Raw genomic sequence first — 22,003 nt, 5'->3', positions numbered from 1 at the left:
CGGGCGTACCCCGCCCAGGCTGTAATGACCGGGCATAACAGGTCATCCGCCCCCGCTCCCACTCCAGTACGACCGTACGATGATGGAGGTCCCCGCTCGGCCACAAGCACGGGCGTCGCGGGCCCCGGGGGAGATCACATGGCGTATCGAGGAGGATCACGTGTCCGACGAGCTCAACCCGGCTGTCCCCGACTCCGCTACCGCGGAGGGCCCGGAGACCGAGTCCGAGGAGCCCATCAAGCAGCGGAAGAACGGCCTGTACCCGGGCGTCTCCGACGAGCTGGCCGAGAACATGAAGTCGGGCTGGGCCGACACCGAGCTGCGTGACCTGAAGCCGATCGAGCAGGCCGCCGAGACCGCGCGCCGCCGCGCCGCGCTCTCCGCCCGCTTCCCGGGCGAGCGCCTGGTCGTGCCCGCGGGCAACCTGAAGACCCGCTCGAACGACACCGAGTACCCCTTCCGCTCGTCCGTCGAGTACGCCTACCTCACCGGCAACCAGACCGAGGACGGCGTCCTGGTGCTGGAGCCCACCACCGGCGGCCATGAGGCGACGATCTACCTGCTGCCCCGCTCCGACCGCGAGAACGGCGAGTTCTGGCTCTCCGGCCAGGGCGAGCTGTGGGTCGGCCGCCGCCACTCGCTCACCGAGTCCGAGGCGCTCTACGGCATCCCGGCCGCCGACGTCCGCGAGCTGGCGGAGAAGCTGAAGGAGGCCACCGGCCCGGTGCGCGTGGTGCGTGGCTACGACGCCGGCATCGAGGCCGCGCTGACCGACAAGGTCACCGCCGAGCGCGACGAGGAACTGCGCGTCTTCCTCTCCGAGGCCCGGCTGGTCAAGGACGAGTTCGAGATCGGCGAGCTGCAGAAGGCCGTCGACTCGACGGTCCGCGGCTTCGAGGACGTCGTCAGGGTCCTCGACAAGGCCGAGGCGACCTCCGAGCGCTACATCGAGGGCACGTTCTTCCTCCGCGCGCGCGTGGAGGGCAACGACGTCGGCTACGGCTCCATCTGCGCGGCCGGCCCGCACGCCTGCACGCTGCACTGGGTGCGCAACGACGGCCCGGTCCGCTCCGGCGACCTGCTCCTGCTGGACGCGGGCGTGGAGACGCACACCCTCTACACCGCCGACGTCACGCGCACGCTGCCCGTCAACGGCACGTTCAGCGAGATCCAGAAGAAGATCTACGACGCCGTCTACGAGGCCCAGGAGGCCGGCATCGCGGCGGTGAAGCCGGGCGCCAAGTTCCGCGACTTCCACGACGCCGCCCAGCGGGTGCTCGCCGAGAAGATCGTCGAGTGGGGCCTGGTCGAGGGCCCGGTGGAGCGCGTCCTGGAACTCGGCCTGCAGCGCCGCTGGACCCTGCACGGCACCGGCCACATGCTCGGCATGGACGTCCACGACTGCGCCGCCGCCCGGACCGAGACGTACGTGGACGGCACGCTGGAGCCCGGCATGGTCCTCACCGTCGAGCCGGGCCTGTACTTCCAGGCCGACGACCTGACGGTCCCCGAGGAGTACCGCGGCATCGGCGTCCGTATCGAGGACGACATCCTCGTCACCGCGGACGGCAACCGGAACCTGAGTGCCGGGCTGCCCCGGCGTTCGGACGAGGTCGAGGAATGGATGGCGTCCCTGAAGGGCTGACGCCGGACGGAATGGCCGGGTACCGGTGGGTACCCGGCCATTTCACATGCGGGCGTTCATGACAGTGGGGAATCATGATGGTGGGGGGATCATGAACGACTTCTGGTCCGGCATCGGTGTCGACCTGCATCTGGAACCCGACGCGTCGGCGGGGCGGCGCGCAGGCCTGGAGAAGGCGCTGCGGGACGCCGTACGGGACGGACGGCTGGCCCCCGGGACGCGGCTCCCGGCCACCCGGCGGCTCGCCGCGGAACTCGGCATCTCGCGCGGCACGGCCAAGGCCGCGTACGACCAACTGGTCGCCGAGGGATACCTGGTGGCCCGGCAGGGCTCGGGCACCCGGGTCGCCTCGCTGCCCTCCCCCAGCTCCGAGGCACCGCAGACGCACGCAGGCACACGTACCCCGCGTTTCGACCTGCGCCCCGGCAGCCCGGACGTCGGCGCCTTTCCGGCGGCGGCCTGGCTGCGCGCCCTGCGCCGCGCCATCGCCACGGCACCCTCCCTGGCGTACGACTACGGCGATCCGCGCGGCCGGATCGAACTGCGCACCGCGCTGTCCGGCTATCTGGGGCGGGCCCGCGGAGTGCTCGCGCCGCCCGAGAGCATCGTCATCACCTCCGGCTACGTCCAGGGGCTCGCGCTCCTCACGCGCGTGCTGGACGGCGCCACCCTGGCCATGGAGGACCCCGGGCTGCCCTTCCACCGGGAGGTGGTGCGGCGCAACGGCGGGACCGTGCTGCCGGTGCCGGTCGACGCGCGTGGGGTCCGGCCCGACGCGCTGGGCGACGTGGCCGCCGTGGTGGTCACCCCGGCCCACCAGTACCCGACCGGTGTCACCCTGCACCCCGAGCGGCGCCGGGCACTCACCGACTGGGCACGCACGCGCGGCGGGCTCCTCGTCGAGGACGACTACGACGGCGAGTTCCGCTACGACCGGCAGCCGGTGGGTGCCGTGCAGGGCATGGCGCCGGGGCAGGTGGTCTACTTGGGCACCGCCTCCAAGACGCTCGGGCCCGCGCTGCGGCTCGGCTGGATGGTGCTGCCGCCGCATCTGGCGGACGCGGTCGCCGACGCCAAACTGCACAGCGACCACCACACCGAGACCATCGGCCAGCTCGCGCTCGCCGAGCTGATCGACAGCCACGCCTACGACCGGCACGTGCGCGCCTGCCGGCTGCGCTACCGGCGCCGCCGCGACCAACTGCTGGAGCGGCTCGGGGCCCGCAGGCCCGTGCGCGGGGTGGCGGCGGGGCTGCACGCGCTGATCGACGTGCCCGACGAGGCCGCGGTACTGGCCCGAGCCGAGGCGGAGGGACTCGCGCTCGGCGCCCTCGGCAAGTACTGGCACACGCCCGGCAGGGACCGCCCGCAGGGCCTGGTCGTCGGCTACGGCACGCCCAGGGAGCGGTCCTACCCCGAGGCGCTGGAGGCATTGGCGAAGGTTCTCGACGCCTGAAGACGGACACCGCGTCAGGTACGGACGGACCGTCGGCGCAGGCTCACAGCTGCGGGTCGTGGTCGTGCAGGATCCGCTGGAAGAGACGGCAGTCACGCCATACGCCGTCGATGTGCAGGTACTGCGCGGCCAGACCGATCGGCACGAATCCGCACTTCTCCAGAACACGCTGCGATCCGGTGTTCTCCGGCAGCGTGGACGCCTCGAGCCGGTGCAGGTCGAGCGCGTCCCGCGCGATCCGGGCGACCGTGTTCACGGCGGCGGTGGCCAGCCCCTTGTTCTGCTGGTCGGCGGCCACCCAGTAGCCGAGATACGAACTGCAGAAAGGCCCCCGGGAGATACCCGTCAGGGTGATCCTGCCGACGATCCGCCCGTCGGCCGCCTCGAGCACCCATGGCACCGCGAGACCGTCCGCGAACTGCCGCATCAGCCCGTCGATGCGCGCCGCCTGCCCCGCGACGGTGAAGAAGGACGCGGGCCTGACCGGCTCCCATGGTTCGAGGTGCGCCCGGTTCACGAGGTAGGCGAGGCAGAGTCCCTGCGCGTCCTGTGCGGACAGGAGCCGCAACGTCACACCGGCCGCTATCTCCTCGTTCCCCATGAGCCCGCCGTCTTCGAAGAGCATGCGCGCACTGTAACGCGGCCGATCTGCGGGCGGACCGCCGCACGGACCGGCCGGCCTGCGCAACGGGCCGTCACGCCGTGAGCAGGGACGGGTCCTCCTTCCATTTGAGGATCTTGTCGAACCTCACGACCGTCCCGCCCCGGCCCGGCCTGGCCCCGATGTGCACGTGGTCGGCGAGTTCTCTGATCAGACACAGCCCGCGACCCTGCTCGGCGTCCGCGCGGGCCGGCCTGATGTCCTGGATGCGGGCGAGGCCGGGAGCGAATCCTGGCCCGGAATCGGTCACCTCGATACGGCACTTGTCACCGTCGAGGTAGGCGGTCACCCGGTACGCCTCCGAGGAACCGCCGGGCGTCGCGCTCCCGCCGTGCTCGACCGCGTTCGCGCAGGCCTCGCCGAGCGCGACGGACAAGTCGTAGGAGATCTCCGGATCGACGCCCGCCGTCTCCATGGTGCCGATCAGCAGCCGCCGCGCGAGCGGCACGCTCGCGGCCTCGCGCCGCAGATGGAGTGACCACCAGATGCTCATGCTCCAGCCTCCTGGCCGCGGCTCGACATACCGTCACCAACTGCCGTCCGTACGTGGTACGTATTGCCGCCCGTACCTGCCCGTAAGCACCCCCTTGACGTGACTCAGCCCATACGGGCGATGCGCCCCGGTAGAAAACGGTGTATGAGGCGTGGACCTGCCGTACGGCGCGGACGGGCCCAGTGCGATGATGAGCGGGCCATGACTGCCCCCCACCCGCGCACGGCGCGCCCCGGCGCCGCGCTCCGGATCCTGCGGGCCGCGGTGTTCGCCGCGGTCTGTGTCGTGCTGGCCGCGGCCGGGCACGTCCTGGCCTCCTGCGCGCGTGTGCCCCTGTGGGCGCTCGGCGCGGGATTCCTCGGTTCGCTGCTGCTCGTGGCACCGCTCGCGGGACGGGCCCGCTCGCTGCCCGGCATCGCCGCGCTGCTCACGCTCGGCCAGACCGTCCTGCACACCGTGTTCGGGCTGAGCCAGCACGGGGCGACGGGCTCCGGCGCCCTGCCGACGGGCGCCATGGGGTCCCCGGGCTCGATGGGTTCGATGGGCTCGATGCACGCGTCGCTGAGCGCCCCGTTGAACGACACGGCGCTCGTCGAACGGGCCACACGGCTCCTGTGCGGATCCACCCCCTCGGCACTGACCCCCGGGCACGCCTACCGGCTCCTCCTCGACGCCCACCTCCTCCACACCTCCCCCCGGCCGGGCGCCGCGACGGATGCCGCGGGAACCATGGGAGCCGTGCACCAAGCGGCCGGCACCGCCGGCGCCTCGGCCGCGCTGCTGCCCTCCCTTCCGATGCTGCTCGGCCACCTCCTCGCGGCCGTCGCCACGGGCTGGCTGCTGCGCCGCGGCGATCTCGCCGTGCTGCGGCTGATCGAGCTGTCGGCGCACGGAGTTGCCGAAGGGGCGCTCGTACGGTCGCTGCGCGCGGCGCTCGCGCTGGTGCGCGCCCTGTGCACGGGGCTGCCGCCCGCGCCCGAGCACGGTCCGCGTGGCCGCCGCACCGCCACCGACGAGACTCCCGCCCCGCACACCACCGCACTCCAGCACACGGTGATCCGGCGCGGCCCGCCCGCCGCCGTCTTCCTCCTCGCCGCCTGACGCGACGCGACCACCGCTCCACGACAACCGGAGGGGGCCGCCGTCGCGCGGCACGCGCGTGTGCGCGTATCCCCGTTCCGGACCTCACTCAGAGTGGAGTGCCCCTGCCATGCAGGCTTCTCGTTTCACCTCTCGTGTCGCCTCTCGTGTCACCGCCGCCGCTGCCGTCGCCGGCGCGTCCGTCCTCTTCCTCTCCGTGCCCGCCTTCGCGCACGTCGGCGTGCAGCCCGAGGGCGCCGCGGTGAAGGGCGGTTACGCGGTGGTCGACTTCAAGGTGCCCAACGAGCGCGACGACGCCTCGACCACCAGGCTCGAGGTGAACTTCCCGGCGGACCACCCGCTGACCTCGGTCATGCCCGAGCCGCTGGCCGGCTGGAACGTCCAGGTCACCAAGGCCAAGCTCGACAAGCCGCTCACGATGCACGGCAAGAAGATCGACGAGGCCGTCACCAAGATCACCTGGACCGCGGTCGGCAAGGGCATCGAGCCCGGCTACTTCCAGAATTTCCCGCTCTCCCTCGGCGCGCTGCCGGAGAACACCGACCGCCTCGTCTTCAAGGCGATCCAGACGTACTCCGACAAGGAGGTCGTGCGCTGGATCGAGGTGCCGCAGGAGGGCCAGGACGAGCCCGAGAAGCCGGCACCGGTGCTGGAGCTGTCGGCCGCCGACGGCACCGAACACTCCGACGGCTCCGGCAAGGCCGAGAGCACCGGCACGGCAGGGAACACCGCCGCAGCCGAGAACTCCGACTCGCACGACGGCAGCGACACCACCGCGCGCGTGCTCGGTGTCGCCGGCATCGTCGCCGGAGCCGCGGGCGTGGCCTACGGCGTCCTCGCGGGCCGCCGCCGGACCGCCTCCTGATCCACCGTTCCGGATCGCGTACCGGGGGACGTGCGACGCTTCGCACGACCCCCGGTACACGCCCGAACCCTCACCTCTGGGACATGTTCATGCGCAAGAAGACGTTCGCCGCGGCCACGCTGCTCGCCGCCGCCGCCCTGACCCTCTCCGCCTGCGGCAGCAAGGACGACGGCAAGACGCCGGTCGCCGCGGTCTCCGAGGAGACCGGCTCGGGCAAGGCCGCCACCGTCCTCGACCAGCCGTTCGACAAGCCGGACCTCATCCTCACCGACACGCACGGCAAGAGGTACGACCTGCGCAAGGAGACCAAGGGCCACCCGACCCTGATCTACTTCGGTTACACCCACTGCCCCGACGTCTGCCCGGCGACGATGAGCAACATCGCCGTAGCCAAGAAGGCGCTGCCCAAGGCCGAGCAGAACGAGCTCAGGGTCGTGTTCGTCACCACCGACCCGGCTCGTGACACCCCCGCCGAGCTGGGCAAGTGGCTCAAGGGCATCGACCCGCGGTTCATCGGTCTCACCGGCGACTTCAAGGCCATCCAGGCCGGCGCCCGCACCGTCGGCATCGCCGTCGAGCCGACGACGAAGGACAAGAACGGCAAGCTCGTCTCGATGCACGGCACCCAGGTCATCGCGTTCTCGCCGAAGACCGACGCCGGTTACGTCCTCTACGGCGAGGACGCCACGGTCGACGACTACACCAAGGACCTGCCCAAGCTGGTCGAAGGAGCCAAGCCGTGAGGCGTGCGGTCCGGACCGCAGCCGCGCTCGCTGGGGCCCTGGCCCTGGCCGGCTGCTCCGGCTCCGGCTCCGACTCCGACAGGGCCGAACTGTCGGTCAGCTCCTCCTACATGCCGCAACCGGTGACCGCCGACATGGCCGCCGGTTTCCTGACGATCGTCAACAAGGGCGGGGCGAAGGACGAGCTGACCTCGGTCACCAGCGACGTCGCCGGCGAGGTCACCCTGCACAGCACCGCCGGCGGGACCATGACGGAGAAGTCCTCCTTCCCCGTGCCCGCCCACGGCCGACTGGTGTTCCGCAGCGGTGGCAACCACCTGATGTTCGAGCGGCTGAAGCGGAAGCCGGAGCAGGGTACGACGGTCACCGTGAGGCTCACGTTCGCCAAGTCGGGATCCCTCACCGTCGAGATGCCGGTGAAGTCCGCCACGTACAACCCGTCGACCGGCCACTGACGCCGCTGAGAAAGGGACCACCTTGACGCGGACCATCACCCCCCGCCTGCGGACCCTGGTGCTGCTGCTCCTCGCCGTGACCGGCGCCCTGCTGGCAGGCGCCGGCCCGGCCTCCGCGCACGCCGCGCTGACCGGCAGCTCCCCCGCGCAGGGGGTGGTGGTCGACAAGGCGCCCGCCCAGGTGTCACTCACCTTCTCGGAGAAGGTGGCGCTGAGCGACGACTCGCTGCGCGTCCTCGACCCCAGGGGCAAGCCGGTCCAGACGGGCCCGCCGGCCGCCGTGAGCGGGTCGACGTACGCCGTGCACCTCAAGAGCGGCCTCAGCAAGGGCACCTACACGGTGACCTACCAGGTCGTGTCGGCCGACAGCCATCCCGTCTCCGGCGCCTACACCTTCTCCATCGGGGCGCCCTCGCACACCGTCGTCTCCGGCGCCGGGCCGACGGCGGGCGGCGGCTTCGTCGGCGTGCTCTACGGACTCGGGCGGTACGTGTCGTACGCCGGCTTCATCGTGCTGGTGGGCGGCGCCGCCTTCGTACTCGCCTGCTGGCCGCGCGGGTCGGGCGTGCGGCCCCTGCAACGGCTGGTCGTCGGCGGATGGCTCGCGCTCACCGCCGGCACGCTGTGGCTACTGCTCCTGCGTGGCTCGTACACCACCTCCGGGAAGTTCGCCGACGTCTTCGACCTCGGCCTGCTCGACCAGGTTCTGCAGACCAAGAGCGGCGCCGCGCTGGTCTCCCGGCTGTTGCTGCTGTCCACGGCCGCGCTGTTCCTCGCCGTCCTGTTCGGCGCCTACAACCGGCGGGAGGAAAGCGCGGAGAAGCGCGATCTGACGTTCGGCCTCGCGGTCGGCGGGGTGGTCGTCGCCGCCGGGCTGGCGGCGAGCTGGGCGATGGCCGAGCATGCCTCCACCGGGCTCCAGCCGGGCCTCGCCATGCCCGTCGACATCGTTCATCTGCTGGCCGTCGCCGGCTGGCTGGGCGGTCTCACCGCACTCCTGGTCGCCCTGTACCGGGCGCCCGCCGACACCCCGGTCGGTGCCGCCGCCGCCCGCCGCTTCTCCCGCCTCGCCCTCGGCGCCGTCGCCACGCTGGTCGTCACCGGCACCTACCAGTCGTGGCGCCAGCTCGGCTCCTGGTCGGCGCTGACCGAGACCCGGTACGGGCAGCTGCTCCTGGTCAAGATCGGGCTCGTGGCGCTGCTGCTCGGCATCGCACGCATGTCGCGCCGCTGGACACACGGCCTGGACAGCGAAGCCGCCGGGGACAGCGAGCCCACAGGAGGCAGCGAGGCGACCGGCGACGGCGAGGCCACCGGCGACGGCGAGCCGACAGGGCACAGCGAGGCCACCGACGACGCGGACGGGTCCGGCATCGACGACGCGGACGGCCCCCGCACCAGTCCGAGCGACACCACCGCCACGACCGTCACCCTTGACACCCCCGACACTCAGCGCGCAGCTCAGCTCGCCCGCCAGCGGGCCGCGATGGACGCCGCCCGGCGCAAGCGGCTGCGGGACGCCGATCCGCACCGCTCCGGGCTGCGCCGCTCGGTGTTCGCCGAGGCGAGCGTCGCGGTCGTCGTGCTCGCCGTCACCACCCTGCTGACCCAGACCGAGCCGGGCCGCACCGAGCAGGACGCCAAGGCCGCCGCCTCGTCCCCTTCCGGCACAGCCGCAAGGTCCGCTTCCGGCGCGCTGACCCTGGACATGCCCTTCGACACCGGCGGCCCCGACGGCAAGGGCGTCGTACGTGTCGACCTCGACCCCGCACGCGTGGGCGGCAACCTGTTGCACGTCTACGTCGAGCGGCCCAACGGCCGCGCCTTCGACGTCCCGGAGGTGAAGGTCTCCTTCACCCTCGAGGCGAAGAAGATCGGGCCACTTCCCGTGACCCCCGACCACCTCGCCACCGCCCACTGGTCGGCGGCCGGAGTGCAGATCCCCATGGCGGGCGACTGGAAGATCGCCGTCACCGTGCGGACCTCCGACATCGACCAGGCGACCGTCTCCAAGCACGCGCAGATCGGCTGAACGACACCATGGCTGACCAGTCCCGTCCCCGAACGACCGCCCCCAGGGAGACCATTTCCGAGGGTCTCTCACGCCGGACCCTGCTCGGCACCGCGGGCGCCACCGGCCTCGTACTCGGCGCGGCCGGCGGGGCCGTCGGCTACGCCGCCGCGCCCGACCGGGCCACCCCGCTCACCTCGGTGGGCTCCGGCCGGGCGATGTTTCACGGGAAACACCAGCCCGGCATCACCGAGGGGCTTCAGGCGTGCGGCCATCTCGTCGCCTTCGACCTGGCCGCGGGCGCGGGCCGCAAGGAGGCGGCGGCCCTGCTGCGCCGCTGGTCGGCGACGGCCGAGCGGCTGATGTCGGGCGAGGCGGCCCCGCACGGCGACACCGGGGTGGCCCGGGACGCGGGCCCGTCCTCGCTGACGGTCACCTTCGGCTTCGGGCACTCCTTCTTCGGCAGGACCGGCCTGGAGAAGCAGCGACCGAGCGCCCTCGACCCACTGCCCGCCTTCTCCTCCGACCACCTCGACAAGGCACGCAGCGACGGCGACCTGTGGGTGCAGATCGGCGCCGACGACGCCCTGGTCGCCTTCCACGCCCTGCGCGCGCTCCAGAAGGACGCGGGGGCCGCGGCCCGCGTCCGCTGGCAGATGAACGGTTTCAACCGCACCCCGGGTGCCACCGCCCAGCCCATGACGGCCCGCAATCTCATGGGCCAGCTCGACGGCACCCGCAACCCGAAGCCGGCCGACCCCGACTTCGACCGACGCATCTTCGTGCCCGCCTCGGGCGAGCCCGCGTGGATGGCGAACGGCTCCTACGCCGTCGTACGCCGGATCCGCATGCTCCTGGACGACTGGGAGAAGCTGTCCCTCACGGCACAGGAGGCGGTGATCGGGCGCCGCAAGGACAACGGGGCCCCCCTGTCCGGGGGTGACGAGATCACCGCGATGGATCTGGAGAAGACCGACGCGAGCGGGCAGTACGTCGTCCCGCTCAACGCGCACGCCCGGATCAGCAGGCCCGACCGCAACGGGGGCGCGGCCATGCTGCGGCGCCCGTTCTCGTACCACGACGGCTTCGACGCGGACGGTGCTCCGGACGCCGGCCTGCTGTTCGTCTGCTGGCAGGCCGACCCGCTGCGCGGTTTCGTGCCGGTGCAGCGCAAGCTCGACCGGGGTGACGCCCTGTCGGCGTTCGTCCGGCACGAGGCGAGCGGCCTGTTTGCGGTGCCTGGCGGAGCGGCCGAGGGCGAATACGTGGGGCAGCGGTTGTTGGAGGCGTGATTCACGGTGGTCCAGGGCGATTCAGCGTGATTCCAGGTGCCTTCGGTGACTCGGAATGGCTATGGCCGATTCCGGGCGGGAAATCACCCTCTCGTGGTTCCAAACCATCCACTCGGGTGGCTTTCGTGAGACGCGCGAGCCGCGCTTTCCTGCGGCCATTAGGGTGAGGCTATGCCAGCGAGCTATGCGTATCTCGGCCCCGAGGGCACCTTCACCGAAGTCGCCCTGCGCACGCTTCCGGAGGCGGCCACCCGGGAGCTGATCCCGTACGTGTCGGTCCAGTCCGCGCTGGACGCCGTGCGCGCCGGCGAGGCCGAGGCCGCCTTCGTACCGATCGAGAACTCCGTCGAGGGCGGCATCACCACCACCCTGGACGAGCTGGTCGCGGGCGCCCCGCTGACGATCTACCGCGAGGTGCTGCTGTCGATCACCTTCGCGCTGCTGGTCCGGCCGGACACCCGGCTGTCCGACATCAAGACGGTCTCCGCCCATCCGGCGGCCCAGCCACAGGTGCGCAACTGGCTGAAGAAGAACCTGCCCGACGCCACCTGGGAGTCGGCCGCCTCCAATGCGGACGCCGCCCGCCTCGTCCAGGAGGGCCGGTACGACGCTGCCTTCGCGGGCGAGTTCGCCGCCGCCCGGTACGGCCTCAAGGCCCTGGAGACCGGCATCCACGACGCGGAGAACGCGCAGACCCGGTTCGTGCTGGTCGGCCGCCCGGCCCGGCCCGCCGCACCGACCGGTGCCGACAAGACCTCGGTCGTGCTGTGGCAGCGGGACGACCACCCCGGCGGCCTGCGCGATCTGCTGGGCGAATTCGCCTCGCGTGGCATCAACCTCATGCTGCTGCAGTCCCGGCCGACCGGGGCCGGCATCGGCAACTACTGCTTCTGCATCGACGCCGAAGGGCACATCTCCGACCGGCGGATGGCCGAGGCACTGATGGGGCTCAAGCGGATCTGCCTCCAGGTGCGCTTCCTCGGTTCCTATCCACGTGCCGACATCAAGCCGGGCGAGGAGCGGCCGACGCTGCCGGGGACGTCGGACGAGGAGTTCGTGACGGCGGCGGACTGGGTGGCGCGCTGCCAGGACGGCCGGTTCTGACGCAGGCCCGACCTGTGCAGTCGTTATCCACAGAAGTTATCCACAGGTCCGCTTCTCGACCTGGGGACAAGTCGACACGGTGCCGCGATCCGGTCGACAAATCGCCCCGGAAGTCCTCGATGTGGCCACCATCCCGCACATCACCCTTCGTCCACTCGCTTCCTTTGGTTCATCTTTTGGAGCGACCCCTCTCCACCCGAAAGTAGGCGTCAGGCCAGTACACGCAGGGAATTCTTCGGCTCGGCCACACCTTCCGGAGTGATCAATTCCGAAGTCCACAGACTTTCCGCACAGCCTGTGGATAACTCTTCCCGGCGTGCGGATCCCTGTGGACAACCGCACCTGCCAAGTCCCGCACGCGGCAAGGGAATCCGGTCAACGGGCGACTCCCGGCGTGCTCCGTCCCAGGTAATGAGACACATGCCTTTGACACGCTCGGCAATTACGGCATAGCGCAACGTAAGCCGTGGATCAGGACTCCCCGGAATAGTGATTCGTGAGCGGGAACCCGGCACCGGTAGCCTTGGCCCCGTGATTGACCTTCGCCTGCTCCGTGAGGACCCCGACCGTGTGCGCGCCTCCCAGCGCGCCCGTGGAGAGGACGTCGCGCTCGTCGACTCCCTCCTGTCTGCCGACGAGCGGCGCAGGTCGTCCGGCGTCCGCTTCGACGAGCTGCGCGCCGAGCAGAAGTCGCTCGGCAAGCTCATCCCCAAGGCCACCGGCGACGAGAAGGCCGAGCTGCTCAAGCGCGCCGAGCAGCTGAAGGCCGACGTCAAGGCCGCCGAAGCCGAGCGCGACGCGGCCGACGCCGAGACCCAGGAGCTGGTGCTCCGGCTCGGCAACCTCGTCCACCCCGACGTGCCCGTCGGCGGCGAGGAGGACTTCGTCACGCTGGAGACGCACGGCACGATCCGCGACTTCGGCGCCGAGGGCTTCGAGCCCAAGGACCACCTGGAGCTGGGCCAGCTGCTCGGCGCGATCGACGTCGAGCGCGGCGCCAAGGTCTCCGGCTCCCGCTTCTACTTCCTCACCGGCGTCGGCGCCCTGCTGGAGCTGGCCCTGGTGAACGCGGCGCTCGCCCAGGCCACCGCGGCCGGCTTCACGCCGATGCTGACCCCGGCGCTGGTCCGCCCGCAGTCCATGGCCGGCACCGGCTTCCTCGGCCAGGCCGCCCAGGACGTCTACCACCTCGACAAGGACGACCTGTACCTGGTCGGCACGTCCGAGGTGCCGCTGGCGGCCTACCACATGGACGAGATCATCGACGCGGACAAGCTGCCGCTGCGCTACGCGGGCTTCTCCCCCTGCTTCCGCCGCGAGGCAGGCTCGCACGGCAAGGACACCCGGGGCATCTTCCGCGTGCACCAGTTCGACAAGGTCGAGATGTTCACGTACGTCACTCCCGAGGAATCGCAGGAGGAGCACAAGCGCCTGCTGGAGTGGGAGAAGCAGTGGCTGACCTCGCTGGAGCTGCCGTTCCGCGTCATCGACGTCGCCTCCGCCGACCTCGGGGCCTCGGCCTCCCGTAAGTACGACTGCGAGGCGTGGATCCCGACCCAGGGCAAGTACCGGGAGCTGACCTCGACCTCGGACTGCACCGAGTTCCAGTCCCGCCGGCTGTCGATCCGCGTCCGCGACGGCAAGCAGGTCCGCCCGCTGGCCACGCTCAACGGCACGCTGTGCGCCGTACCGCGCACCATCGTGGCGATCCTGGAGAACCACCAGCAGGCCGACGGCTCGGTCCGCGTGCCCCAGGTGCTGCGGCCCTACCTGGGCGGCCGGGAGGTCCTGGAGCCGGTCGCGAAGTGAGCCCCGCCTCTCCCTCTGGGAGGTTCCCGTACCAGCTGATCGCGACCGACCTCGACGGGACGCTCCTGCGTTCCGACGAGTCGGTCGCGCAGCGCACGCGTGAGGCGCTCGCCGCGGCCACCGAGGCGGGCGCGGCGCACATCGTCGTCACCGGCCGCTCGGCCCCCTGGACCCGGCACATCCTCGACGACCTCGGCTACGCCGGCCTCGCCGTCTGCGGCCAGGGCGCCCAGGTCTACGACGCCGGGACGCACCGTCTGCTCACCTCCGTGACCCTGGACCGGCAGCTGGCGGGCGTGGCCCTCGCCAAGATAGAGGCCGAGGTGGGCCCGCTGTACCTGGCGGCCGGCCGTGACGGCCTTGACGGCGACATGCTGGTGGGGCCGGGCTACACGGTCACGGTGGACCTTCCGGCGATCCCCTTCACGGACGCGTCCGACCTCTGGACCGCCCCGCTGAACAAGATCTTCATCCAGCATCCGACGCTGGACGACGACGAACTGGCCGAGGCCGCCCGCAACGCGGCCGGCGGTTTCGTCACCGTCGCGCTCGCGGGAGCAGGCATCGTCGAACTGCTGCCCCTGGGCCTGTCCAAGGCCACGGGCCTGTCCCTGGCGGCCCGCCGCCTGGGACTGAAGGCGGCCGACACGATCGCCTTCGGCGACATGCCGAACGACATCCCGATGTTCGCCTGGGCGTCGCGGGGTGTGGCGATGGCCAACGCCCACGAGGAACTGAAGGCGGTGGCCGACGAGGTGACGGCCTCCAACGACGAGGACGGCATCGCGGTGGTGCTGGAGCGGTTGCTCGGCTGAGAGCCGGGCAAGGGCGACCGCTCGGGCCACCGCTGTGGTCAGTCGTTCCGCGAGGCGGAACGGACGGGCACAGCCTGCAGCGAGGGGCGCCGACATGACCAACCCCGGCCCTGCACACTGGCTTCGACCACAGCGGCGGCGTCTCGCGGCCGCCCCGGGCAGTTCCCACGGCTCCACGGAGGGGTAGCGACTACTCCGGAGCCGGCCTCGGGCTGCCCTGTCGGGAGCCGGACGTACTGCCGTGCATGGACATCGCCCGACTCCTCTCCCAGCTCACCACGCCGGGACGTTCCCGGCGGAAGGGGCACGACCACTCTCCCCCGCAGCTCGCCCGGGCGCCACCGAATTACCGCCCGCCGGGGCCTACTCCTCGCCCGCGAGCGTCAGCGCCCGCAGCTTGCGGCCCGCGTACCAGGTGGCCAGCGCGGTGACCGCCACCAGCAGCACGGTGGCCGTCGGGAGGCCGACGTCCGAGGTGATCAGGTCGCCGCCGGTGACCTTGTGGGCGACCGCCAGCGACCACTGCTGGACGCTCAGCGTGCGCGCGCCGGGGACGAGGGAACCGAACAACGCCTCCCACACGAGCGCGTAGACCAGCCCGAAGACCACCGCGTGCCGCGACACCGTGCCGATGAGCAGGAACAGCGCCGCGTAGGCGATGGAGGCGACCAGCGCCGCGACCGTGTAGGCGACGGCGACCTGCTGCCCGTTGCCGTTGAGGACCATACCTGCGATCAGGGTCGGCACCGCCGAGAACACCATGGTCACCGCGACGGCCACGATCAGCTTGGTGAAGATGATCGCGGGCCGTCTGATCGGCTTGGACAGCAGGTACACCACGGAGCCGTCGTCGATCTCCGGGCCGATCGCGCCGGTGCCCGCGATGACGCCGATGATCGGCACCATCGTGGCGAGGGACAGGCCGCCGAGCAGGTCGGCCGCTGTCTGGTCGTCGGCTCCGGCCAGGGCGCGTACGGCCACGGAGATCACGATCAGCAGCAGCGGCAGCGCGCCGAGGATGAGGGCCCGGCGGCGGCCGAGCAGGGCCCGGTAGGTGAGCCGGGCGACGGTGGGGTCGTACATCTTCGGCCTCCTACGCCGCGACCAGGTACGAGAAGACGGACTCGAGCGACTCGTCGGACGGCGAGACCGTGAACAGACGGATGCCGTGGTCCCGGGCGACTGCCGGCAGCAGGGCGGTGAAGCGGCCGAAGTCGACGGCCTGGACGCGCAGCGCACCCTCGGCGAGGTCGACCTCGATGCCGGACGTCGACGGGTCGGCGATCAGCGCCGCCGCGAGGGCCCGGTCGTCGCTGGAGCGCACCAGGTAGCGGTGCGGGCGGTCGGTCATCAGGCGGCGGATCCTGCGGAAGTCGCCGCTGGCCGCGTGCCGGCCGGCGACGACGACCTCGATGTGCCGGGCGAGCTGCTCGACCTCCTCGAGGATGTGCGAGGAGAACAACACCGTGCGGCCCTCGTCGCCCATCCGTCTGAGCAGCTCCATGAGCTGCATGCGCTGGCGCGGGTCCATGCCGTTGAACGGCTCGTCGAGCAGCAGCAGCGAGGGGTCGTGGACCAGCGCGCTGGCCATCTTCACGCGCTGCCGCATGCCCTTGGAGTACGTGGAGATCTTGCGGTCCTGCGCGTACTCCATCTCGACCGTGGCGAGGGCCCGCCCGGCCGCCCTGGCACCGAGGCCGTGCAACTCGGCGTTGGCGACGACGAATTCGCGGCCGGTGAGGAAGTCGTACATCGCCTCCCGCTCGGGGACGATGCCGATGTGCCGGTAGATCTCCTCGTTGCGCCACACCGGCTGCCCGTCGAGGGTGACCGTGCCGGTGGAGGGGGCGAGGAAACCGCCCATCATGCCGATGAGCGTGGACTTGCCGGCGCCGTTGGGACCGAGCAGGCCGGTGACCCCGGGGCCGATGGTCATGGTGATGTCGTTGACGGCGACCACGTTGCCGAACCAGCGGGAGACATGGTCGATGAAAAGGGTGCTCATGGGCGCAGCCCATTCCTTAGAACGGTGATGGTGGGAGACGGGTGGGTGTGGTCACAGTCCCACCTTCTTGTAGCGGCGCAGCAGGAGGCCGTAGCTCGCGGCGATCACGGCCAGGGCGGCCAGGATGAACACGGCGCCCTGCGCATGGGAGGGGCCCACCCCGCCCGGGTAGGAGGATCCGGCGCCGAGGAAGGCGGACTGGATGCCGCCGATCAGGGTGATGGGCGAGAACAGACCGAACCATGGGACGGCACTGCTGTTGCCGTGGGTGTCGGCGATGGCCTGGAGCGTGGAGACCGCGCCGGAGCTGATGGTCAGCACGGCGATCACTGCGGCGATGCCGAAGCCGCGGCGCGGGGTGACGGCGGCGATGACCAGTCCGATGCCGGCGAAGAGCAGGGAGAGCAGGGCCACGGAGACCAGTGCCTGGGCGAATTCCTTGGTCTGGTGGGCGAAGCCCATCTTGGACAGCAGCGCGCCCGCATACATGACGAGCAGCGGAGCGCCGGTGAGGACGAACAGCGCCGAGGCCAGTGCCGCGAACTTCGCCTGTACGTAGTCGGCGGTCTCGATGGGCCGCGAGAAGTACAGCGGCACGGTCTTGAAGCGCAGGTCGCGGGAGACGGACTGGGGGGCTTGAGAGGCGACGTACAGGCTGATCACGGCCTGCATGACGATCGCGTAGCGGGTGTAGGACACCGGCAGTTCGTGCGCCTTGGTGGCGACGGCGACGGCCACCATGATGGCGGCGGGCACGCACATCACCGCGAACAGCAGCATCGGCAGCACCTTGGACTTCACCGAGCGGCCGAGGCCGTAGGCGCCGCGCAGGGACTGCGAGTACAGCGAGCGGCGGGCGTAGGCGCGGCCGAGGCGGGGGCCGTCGTAGCCGCGGTAGCCGATGTCGTGGATGCGGGTACGGTCGCCACTGTGCGTCGCCAGGGGATGCTCAACCGCCATGGCCGACGGCCTCCTTCCGGTGTTCGTCGCCGCTGGTGAAGACCTCGGAGATGTGGTGCCGGCGCTGCTCCATGCGCACCAGTCCGAGGCCGAGGTCGGCGACCACGTCCCGGACGAGGTCGTACGTCTCCTCGCCCGTGGCGCCGAGCAGCAGGATGTGTCCGGCGCCGGGCAGCCCGCCGCCCTCCTCCTGGATGTCGACCCCGCGCGCGTGCAGTGCGTCGCGGACCGCGCGGGTGCCGTCGGGGTGGGTGTCGCTGTCGGTGACCTCGATCGCGAGGGTGGTCGTGGTCTGCGTGAACTCGCTGGTGGAGCTGGACCGCAGCAGTTTGCCGCCGTCGATGACGACGACGTGGTCGCAGGTGCGTTCCAGTTCGCCCAACAGGTGGGAGGTGACCAGGACCGAGATGCCGAAGTCGGTGTGGATGCGGCGGATCAGGCCGAGCATCTCGTCGCGTCCGACCGGGTCGAGGCCGTTGGTCGGCTCGTCCAGGAAGACCAGCTGCGGATCGTGCACCAACGCCTGGGCGAGCTTCACGCGCTGCTTCATGCCGGTGGAGTAGCCGCCGATGGGGCGGTAGCGCTCCTCGTACAGGCCGACATGACGCAGGGTGTCCGCGGTGCGCTCACGGGCTGCGGTGGGCGGGAGGCCGGACATGCGCGCCATGTGGACGACGAACTCGGTGGCCGAGACGTCAGGCGGCAGGCAGTCGTGCTCCGGCATGTACCCGACGCGTTCACGGATGGCGGCGCCGTCGGTGGCGACGTCCAGGCTCAGCACCCGGGCACGGCCCTCCGTGGCGGGGGACAGACCCAGCAGGATCTTGATCAGGGTGGACTTGCCGGCGCCGTTGGCTCCGACGAGTCCGGTCACACCGGGCCCGATGTCCACGGACAGCCGGTCGAGCGCGGTCACCCGGGGGTACCGCTTGCTCAGGCTTTCGGTCGCGATCACAGTCACGCGTTCGACGGTAGTGATCCGGGCCACTTTCGGTCATCAGACCTCAGAGCCGTGTTGGCATCAGACTCCGGTATTACGGGGCCTTAAGGGTCTGCCCTGACAGGGTGTCGTCCACCGCCGTGGACCACGGGTCGTCCACAGCCCTGGACCGCGGTTGTCCACAGCCCGGGGCTCGCCTATTGACGCCACCTCTAACAACTGCCACATTCACCTCTGTCAAGTTACGGACGCGTACCGCAGTCGGCGAAGGAGTCGGCGGCACGACGGGACGGGGCGGCATGGCGACGGCAGTGAACAGTGAACTCTCCGCGGAGCTGCGGGGATTCAGGCGCGTACAGCGCCTGGCCTACGAGTGCGCGGAGGCGGTCGCCGCGCGCCTCGGACCGGGTGTGACCGAACGCGAGGCGGCCCGGATGCAGCGGCAGTGGCTGCGCGAGCGAGGGGTGCAGGACTGGTTCCACCTGCCCTTCGCCTGGTTCGGGGACCGCACGGCGTTCGTGAACTTCCGCATCCCGCTGCAGTTCTTCCCCACCGACCGCAGACTGGAGCCCGGGATGCCGTTCATCCTGGACATGGCCCCGGTCTACGAGGGATACACCGCGGACATCGGCTACTCGGGCTCGCTCGGCGGCAACCCGGTCCAGGACCGGCTGATGGCCGACCTGGAGGCGCACCGCGAGCTGATCCTGCGCGAGGTGCGCGAGCGGCGCTCACTGCGCGAGATCTACGAGGACGTGGACCGCCTGATGGCCCGCCAGGGCTTCGCCAACCGGCACCGGGCGTATCCGTTCGGCGTGATCGCCCACAAAGTGGACCGGGTGAGGCAGCGCCGCTTCTCGCCTCACCTGTTCGGGTTCGGTGCCCAGTCCCTGAAGGGCCTGGCAGCCGATGCGCTGCACGGCCACCGCGAGGGCTGGTCGCCGCTGTGGTCGCCGTACCGTTTCTCGGACCACCCGCCGCGGCCGGGCCTGTGGGCGGTCGAACCGCACCTCGGCTTCCGGGGGACGGGCGCGAAGTTCGAGGAGATCCTGGTGGTCACCGACTCGCGGGACCCCGAGGAGAGCGCGTTCTGGCTGGACGACGATCTGCCGCACGTGCGGCGCTGGGCGGAGGCGAAGTGACACTGAAGGATGCGCGCGAGCGCTGGGTGAGGACCGGCGGGGTCGAGCTGTGCGTGGCCGAGCTGGGCGACCCGGAGCAGCCGACGGTCGTACTGGTGCACGGCTACCCGGACAGCAAGGAGGTCTGGTCGGAGGTGGCGAACCGCCTGGCCGACCGCTACCACGTCGTGCTCTACGACGTCCGGGGCCACGGCCGCTCCACGGCACCGCAGCCGCTGCGCGGCGGCTTCACGCTGGCCAAGCTCACCGACGACTTCATGGCCGTCGTGGACGAGGTCAGCCCGGACCGGCCGGTGCACCTGGTCGGGCACGACTGGGGCTCGGTGCAGTCCTGGGAGTTCGTCACGGTCGGCCGCACCGAGGGCCGTATCGCCTCCTTCACCTCCGTCTCGGGACCCTGTCTGGACCACTTCGGGCACTGGATCAACGCACGCGTGAAGCGTCCCACGCCCCGTCGCGTGGGCCAGCTCCTCGGCCAGGGCGCCAGGTCCTGGTACGTCTACCTGCTGCACACCCCCGCCCTGCCGGAACTGGCCTGGCGCGGCCCGCTCGGCAGGCGCTGGCCGAAGATCCTGCAGCGGGCGGAGAAGGTCCCCGGCGACGACTACCCGACCGCTTCCCTGCCCTCCGACGCGGCGCACGGCGCCTGGCTGTACCGGGACAACGTCCGGGCGCGGCTGCGCAGGCCGCGTCCCGACGCGTACGCGCACGCGCCCGTGCAGCTCATCACGCCCCAGGGAGACGTGTTCCTCTCGGAGCGCCTGTACGACGACCTGGGGCAGTGGGTGCCGCAGCTGACCCGCCGCACGCTTCCGGCCAAGCACTGGGTCCCGCGCACCCGGCCTGACCAACTGACTGCCTGGATCGACGAGTTCATCACCTCCGTCGACGCAGGCCGACCTGAGCCGAAGGTCACTGGCCGCCATGTCCAGCGGTTCGGCGGGCAGTTGGTGCTGATCACCGGCGCGGGCAGCGGTATCGGCCGGGCGACGGCGTTCGCGTTCGCCGAGGCCGGCGCGCGCGTGGTAGCGGTCGACCGGGACGCGCAGAGCGCCGCCCGCACCGCCGAGTTGGCCCAGCTGATGGGCGCCCCCGAGGCCTGGGCGGAGACCGCCGACGTCGCCGACGAGCAGGCCATGGAGAAGCTCGCCGAGAAGGTCCACCGCGAGTACGGCGTGCTGGATGTGCTGGTCAACAACGCGGGCATCGGCCTGTCGGGATCCTTCTTCGCCACCACGACCGACGACTGGCGCAAGGTCCTCGACGTGAACCTGTGGGGTGTCGTCCACGGCTGCCGGCTCTTCGGCGCGAAGATGGCCGAGCGCGGCCAGGGAGGCCACATCGTCAACATCGCCTCCGCGGCGGCCTACCAGCCCTCCCGCGTCCTGCCCGCCTACTGCACCTCCAAGGCGGCCGTGCTGATGCTGTCCGAGTGCCTGCGGGCCGAACTCTCCGGCCAGGACATCGGGGTGAGCGCGATCTGCCCCGGATTCGTCAACACGAACATCACCTCCACGGCCCGCTTCGCCGGCGTCGACGCGGCCGAGGAGCGCCGCCGCCAGAAGAACTCAGCCCGTCTGTACGGAATGCGCAACTACCCGCCGGAGAAGGTGGCGGAGGCCGTCCTGGACGCGGTGGTCCGGAACAAGGCGGTGGTTCCGGTGACCCCGGAGGCGAGGGGTGCGCACCTGCTGTCGCGGTTCATGCCGGGGGCGCTGCGGCGGCTTGCGAAGGTCGAACCGAGGCTGTGATGCAGCAGTGTTGAGATGAGCGCGTGAGCAACGGGCCTGTTCACCACCCAAGGAACCCTCCATGACGCCCGTCCGTCCGGACCGATCGGTCGAACGGACCTACCGCATCGGCGATCTCGCCCACGGCGCCGACGCGACCGCGCGCACCATCCGCGCCCACCAGGACCGCGGCCTGCTTCCCTCCCGGGGCGCCTGGAGCGCCGGGGGGCGTGGCAACCTCTCCTCGGAGGTCCACGCCACCCGGCTGCGTGAGATCGACCATCTCCTCGCCCGCGGCCACAACTTGGCCTCGCACAAGGAATTCCTGGAGCCTTCGACAGAGGGCGCGACCTGGGCGGGGTCCTCGGGCTGGCCACGGAGGGGGGAGACCCTGGACGGACGAGGAAGCGGCCCGGGCGCCTCACTCCGATTCCTCAACGGACGTTTTCCGTCTTCGACTTACGGGCTACCGACGTTCTGCTGTCCAGATTGCTGTCGGTGTGGGGCAGTTGAAGAACCAGGTCGAGCAAATAATCTCTCGTTTGCTGTAGTTCACCACCTGGCACGTCTTCGCCTGCTGTATGAACGGACCGGGCCTCCGCACGGACGCCAACGCGACGACGGCAGGCTCGCTCGTACGACGCATGCGACCGCTCGGGCAGCAGCGCGTGGACGCAGAACTTACCTTTCCCAGCGAGGTGTTCGCAGTGCGGCACCTGCACCGGTGGCGAACACGCAGAACCGCGAAAATCCGGGATGAGACGCGCCCTGTCACA

The 22,003-nt window shown here is 71.0% G+C and carries 20 protein-coding genes; 14 read left to right on the top strand and 6 right to left on the bottom strand.

Annotated elements, in window-relative coordinates; genetic code table 11:
• Positions 1 to 160 precede the first annotated feature (160 nt).
• Both K7G59_RS11075 and K7G59_RS11070 read left to right on the top strand, forming a co-directional pair.
• A complete protein-coding gene (locus K7G59_RS11075; protein WP_225832847.1) occupies positions 161 to 1,645 on the top strand; it encodes an aminopeptidase P family protein in 1,485 nt (494 codons plus the stop codon).
• Positions 1,646 to 1,736: 91 nt separating this feature from the next.
• Positions 1,737 to 3,101 (top strand): PLP-dependent aminotransferase family protein, encoded by a 1,365-nt coding sequence (locus tag K7G59_RS11070; RefSeq protein WP_225832844.1) that lies wholly within the window; start codon positions 1,737 to 1,739, stop codon positions 3,099 to 3,101.
• Between the two features lie 43 nt (positions 3,102 to 3,144).
• On the opposite strand, the gene K7G59_RS11065 is transcribed toward K7G59_RS11070, so the two are convergent.
• The gene (locus K7G59_RS11065) at positions 3,145 to 3,726 is read right to left on the bottom strand and encodes a GNAT family N-acetyltransferase (protein WP_225832841.1); all 582 of its coding nucleotides are present in this window, start codon (positions 3,724 to 3,726) and stop codon (positions 3,145 to 3,147) included.
• A gap of 70 nt (positions 3,727 to 3,796) precedes the next feature.
• Complete coding sequence (locus K7G59_RS11060; protein WP_225832839.1) at positions 3,797 to 4,255, bottom strand: ATP-binding protein; 459 nt, start codon at positions 4,253 to 4,255, stop codon at positions 3,797 to 3,799.
• A gap of 201 nt (positions 4,256 to 4,456) precedes the next feature.
• Between K7G59_RS11060 and K7G59_RS11055 the strand changes: the two genes are divergently transcribed.
• From K7G59_RS11055 to K7G59_RS11015, 9 genes are all read left to right on the top strand, one after another.
• Entirely contained in the window at positions 4,457 to 5,356 is a 900-nt protein-coding gene (locus K7G59_RS11055; protein WP_225832837.1) for a hypothetical protein, read from the top strand.
• 109 nt (positions 5,357 to 5,465) lie between these two features.
• A complete protein-coding gene (locus K7G59_RS11050; protein ID WP_225832835.1) occupies positions 5,466 to 6,221 on the top strand; it encodes a YcnI family protein in 756 nt (251 codons plus the stop codon).
• A gap of 89 nt (positions 6,222 to 6,310) precedes the next feature.
• Entirely contained in the window at positions 6,311 to 6,964 is a 654-nt protein-coding gene (locus tag K7G59_RS11045) for an SCO family protein (protein ID WP_225832833.1), read from the top strand.
• Positions 6,961 to 7,419: a copper chaperone PCu(A)C gene (locus K7G59_RS11040; RefSeq protein ID WP_225832831.1), complete on the top strand. Its 459-nt coding sequence runs from the start codon at positions 6,961 to 6,963 to the stop codon at positions 7,417 to 7,419. The genes K7G59_RS11045 and K7G59_RS11040 overlap by 4 nt, the downstream gene beginning before the upstream one ends.
• A 22-nt stretch (positions 7,420 to 7,441) precedes the next feature.
• Positions 7,442 to 9,451, top strand: coding sequence for a copper resistance CopC/CopD family protein (locus K7G59_RS11035; protein ID WP_225832828.1), 2,010 nt, complete (start codon positions 7,442 to 7,444; stop codon positions 9,449 to 9,451).
• Positions 9,452 to 9,459: 8 nt separating this feature from the next.
• Entirely contained in the window at positions 9,460 to 10,722 is a 1,263-nt protein-coding gene (gene efeB / locus K7G59_RS11030) for an iron uptake transporter deferrochelatase/peroxidase subunit (protein ID WP_225832826.1), read from the top strand.
• A 171-nt stretch (positions 10,723 to 10,893) separates the two neighbouring features.
• The gene (pheA, locus tag K7G59_RS11025) at positions 10,894 to 11,826 is read left to right on the top strand and encodes a prephenate dehydratase (RefSeq protein WP_225832824.1); all 933 of its coding nucleotides are present in this window, start codon (positions 10,894 to 10,896) and stop codon (positions 11,824 to 11,826) included.
• Positions 11,827 to 12,357: 531 nt separating this feature from the next.
• A complete protein-coding gene (gene serS, locus K7G59_RS11020) occupies positions 12,358 to 13,635 on the top strand; it encodes a serine--tRNA ligase (protein WP_225832822.1) in 1,278 nt (425 codons plus the stop codon).
• Positions 13,632 to 14,450 (top strand): Cof-type HAD-IIB family hydrolase, encoded by an 819-nt coding sequence (locus K7G59_RS11015; RefSeq protein ID WP_225832820.1) that lies wholly within the window; start codon positions 13,632 to 13,634, stop codon positions 14,448 to 14,450. Before serS ends, K7G59_RS11015 begins: the two co-directional genes overlap by 4 nt.
• A gap of 363 nt (positions 14,451 to 14,813) precedes the next feature.
• Here the strand turns inward: K7G59_RS11015 and K7G59_RS11010 are convergent, their stop codons facing one another.
• Genes K7G59_RS11010 through K7G59_RS10995 form a run of 4 tightly spaced genes read right to left on the bottom strand, consistent with a single transcriptional unit; the run spans position 14,814 to position 18,370 of the window.
• On the bottom strand, positions 14,814 to 15,533 hold the full coding sequence (locus K7G59_RS11010; protein WP_225832817.1) for an ABC transporter permease subunit: 720 nt from the start codon (positions 15,531 to 15,533) through the stop codon (positions 14,814 to 14,816).
• Between the two features lie 10 nt (positions 15,534 to 15,543).
• A complete protein-coding gene (locus tag K7G59_RS11005; protein ID WP_225832815.1) occupies positions 15,544 to 16,455 on the bottom strand; it encodes an ABC transporter ATP-binding protein in 912 nt (303 codons plus the stop codon).
• 51 nt (positions 16,456 to 16,506) lie between these two features.
• Positions 16,507 to 17,415, bottom strand: a complete 909-nt coding sequence (locus K7G59_RS11000) for an ABC transporter permease (RefSeq protein ID WP_225832813.1) — start codon at positions 17,413 to 17,415, stop codon at positions 16,507 to 16,509.
• Positions 17,405 to 18,370, bottom strand: a complete 966-nt coding sequence (locus K7G59_RS10995; RefSeq protein WP_225833113.1) for an ABC transporter ATP-binding protein — start codon at positions 18,368 to 18,370, stop codon at positions 17,405 to 17,407. Before K7G59_RS10995 ends, K7G59_RS11000 begins: the two co-directional genes overlap by 11 nt.
• A 284-nt stretch (positions 18,371 to 18,654) precedes the next feature.
• Here K7G59_RS10995 and K7G59_RS10990 point away from each other — a divergent pair, with 284 nt between their 5' ends.
• The 3 genes from K7G59_RS10990 (at position 18,655) to K7G59_RS34995 (ending at position 21,987) form a co-directional block, all read left to right on the top strand.
• Positions 18,655 to 19,497: a M24 family metallopeptidase gene (locus tag K7G59_RS10990; RefSeq protein WP_225832810.1), complete on the top strand. Its 843-nt coding sequence runs from the start codon at positions 18,655 to 18,657 to the stop codon at positions 19,495 to 19,497.
• A complete protein-coding gene (locus K7G59_RS10985) occupies positions 19,494 to 21,248 on the top strand; it encodes an SDR family oxidoreductase (protein ID WP_225832807.1) in 1,755 nt (584 codons plus the stop codon). Before K7G59_RS10990 ends, K7G59_RS10985 begins: the two co-directional genes overlap by 4 nt.
• Before the next feature lie 61 nt (positions 21,249 to 21,309).
• The gene (locus tag K7G59_RS34995) at positions 21,310 to 21,987 is read left to right on the top strand and encodes a MerR family transcriptional regulator (RefSeq protein ID WP_308295015.1); all 678 of its coding nucleotides are present in this window, start codon (positions 21,310 to 21,312) and stop codon (positions 21,985 to 21,987) included.
• Positions 21,988 to 22,003: the final 16 nt, after the last annotated feature.

Source organism: Streptomyces sp. NK08204 (genome assembly GCF_020400585.1).
GTDB lineage: Bacteria > Actinomycetota > Actinomycetes > Streptomycetales > Streptomycetaceae > Streptomyces.
Note: the sequence above shows the minus strand (reverse complement) of the source record. Positions and strands in the feature narration are given on the sequence as shown.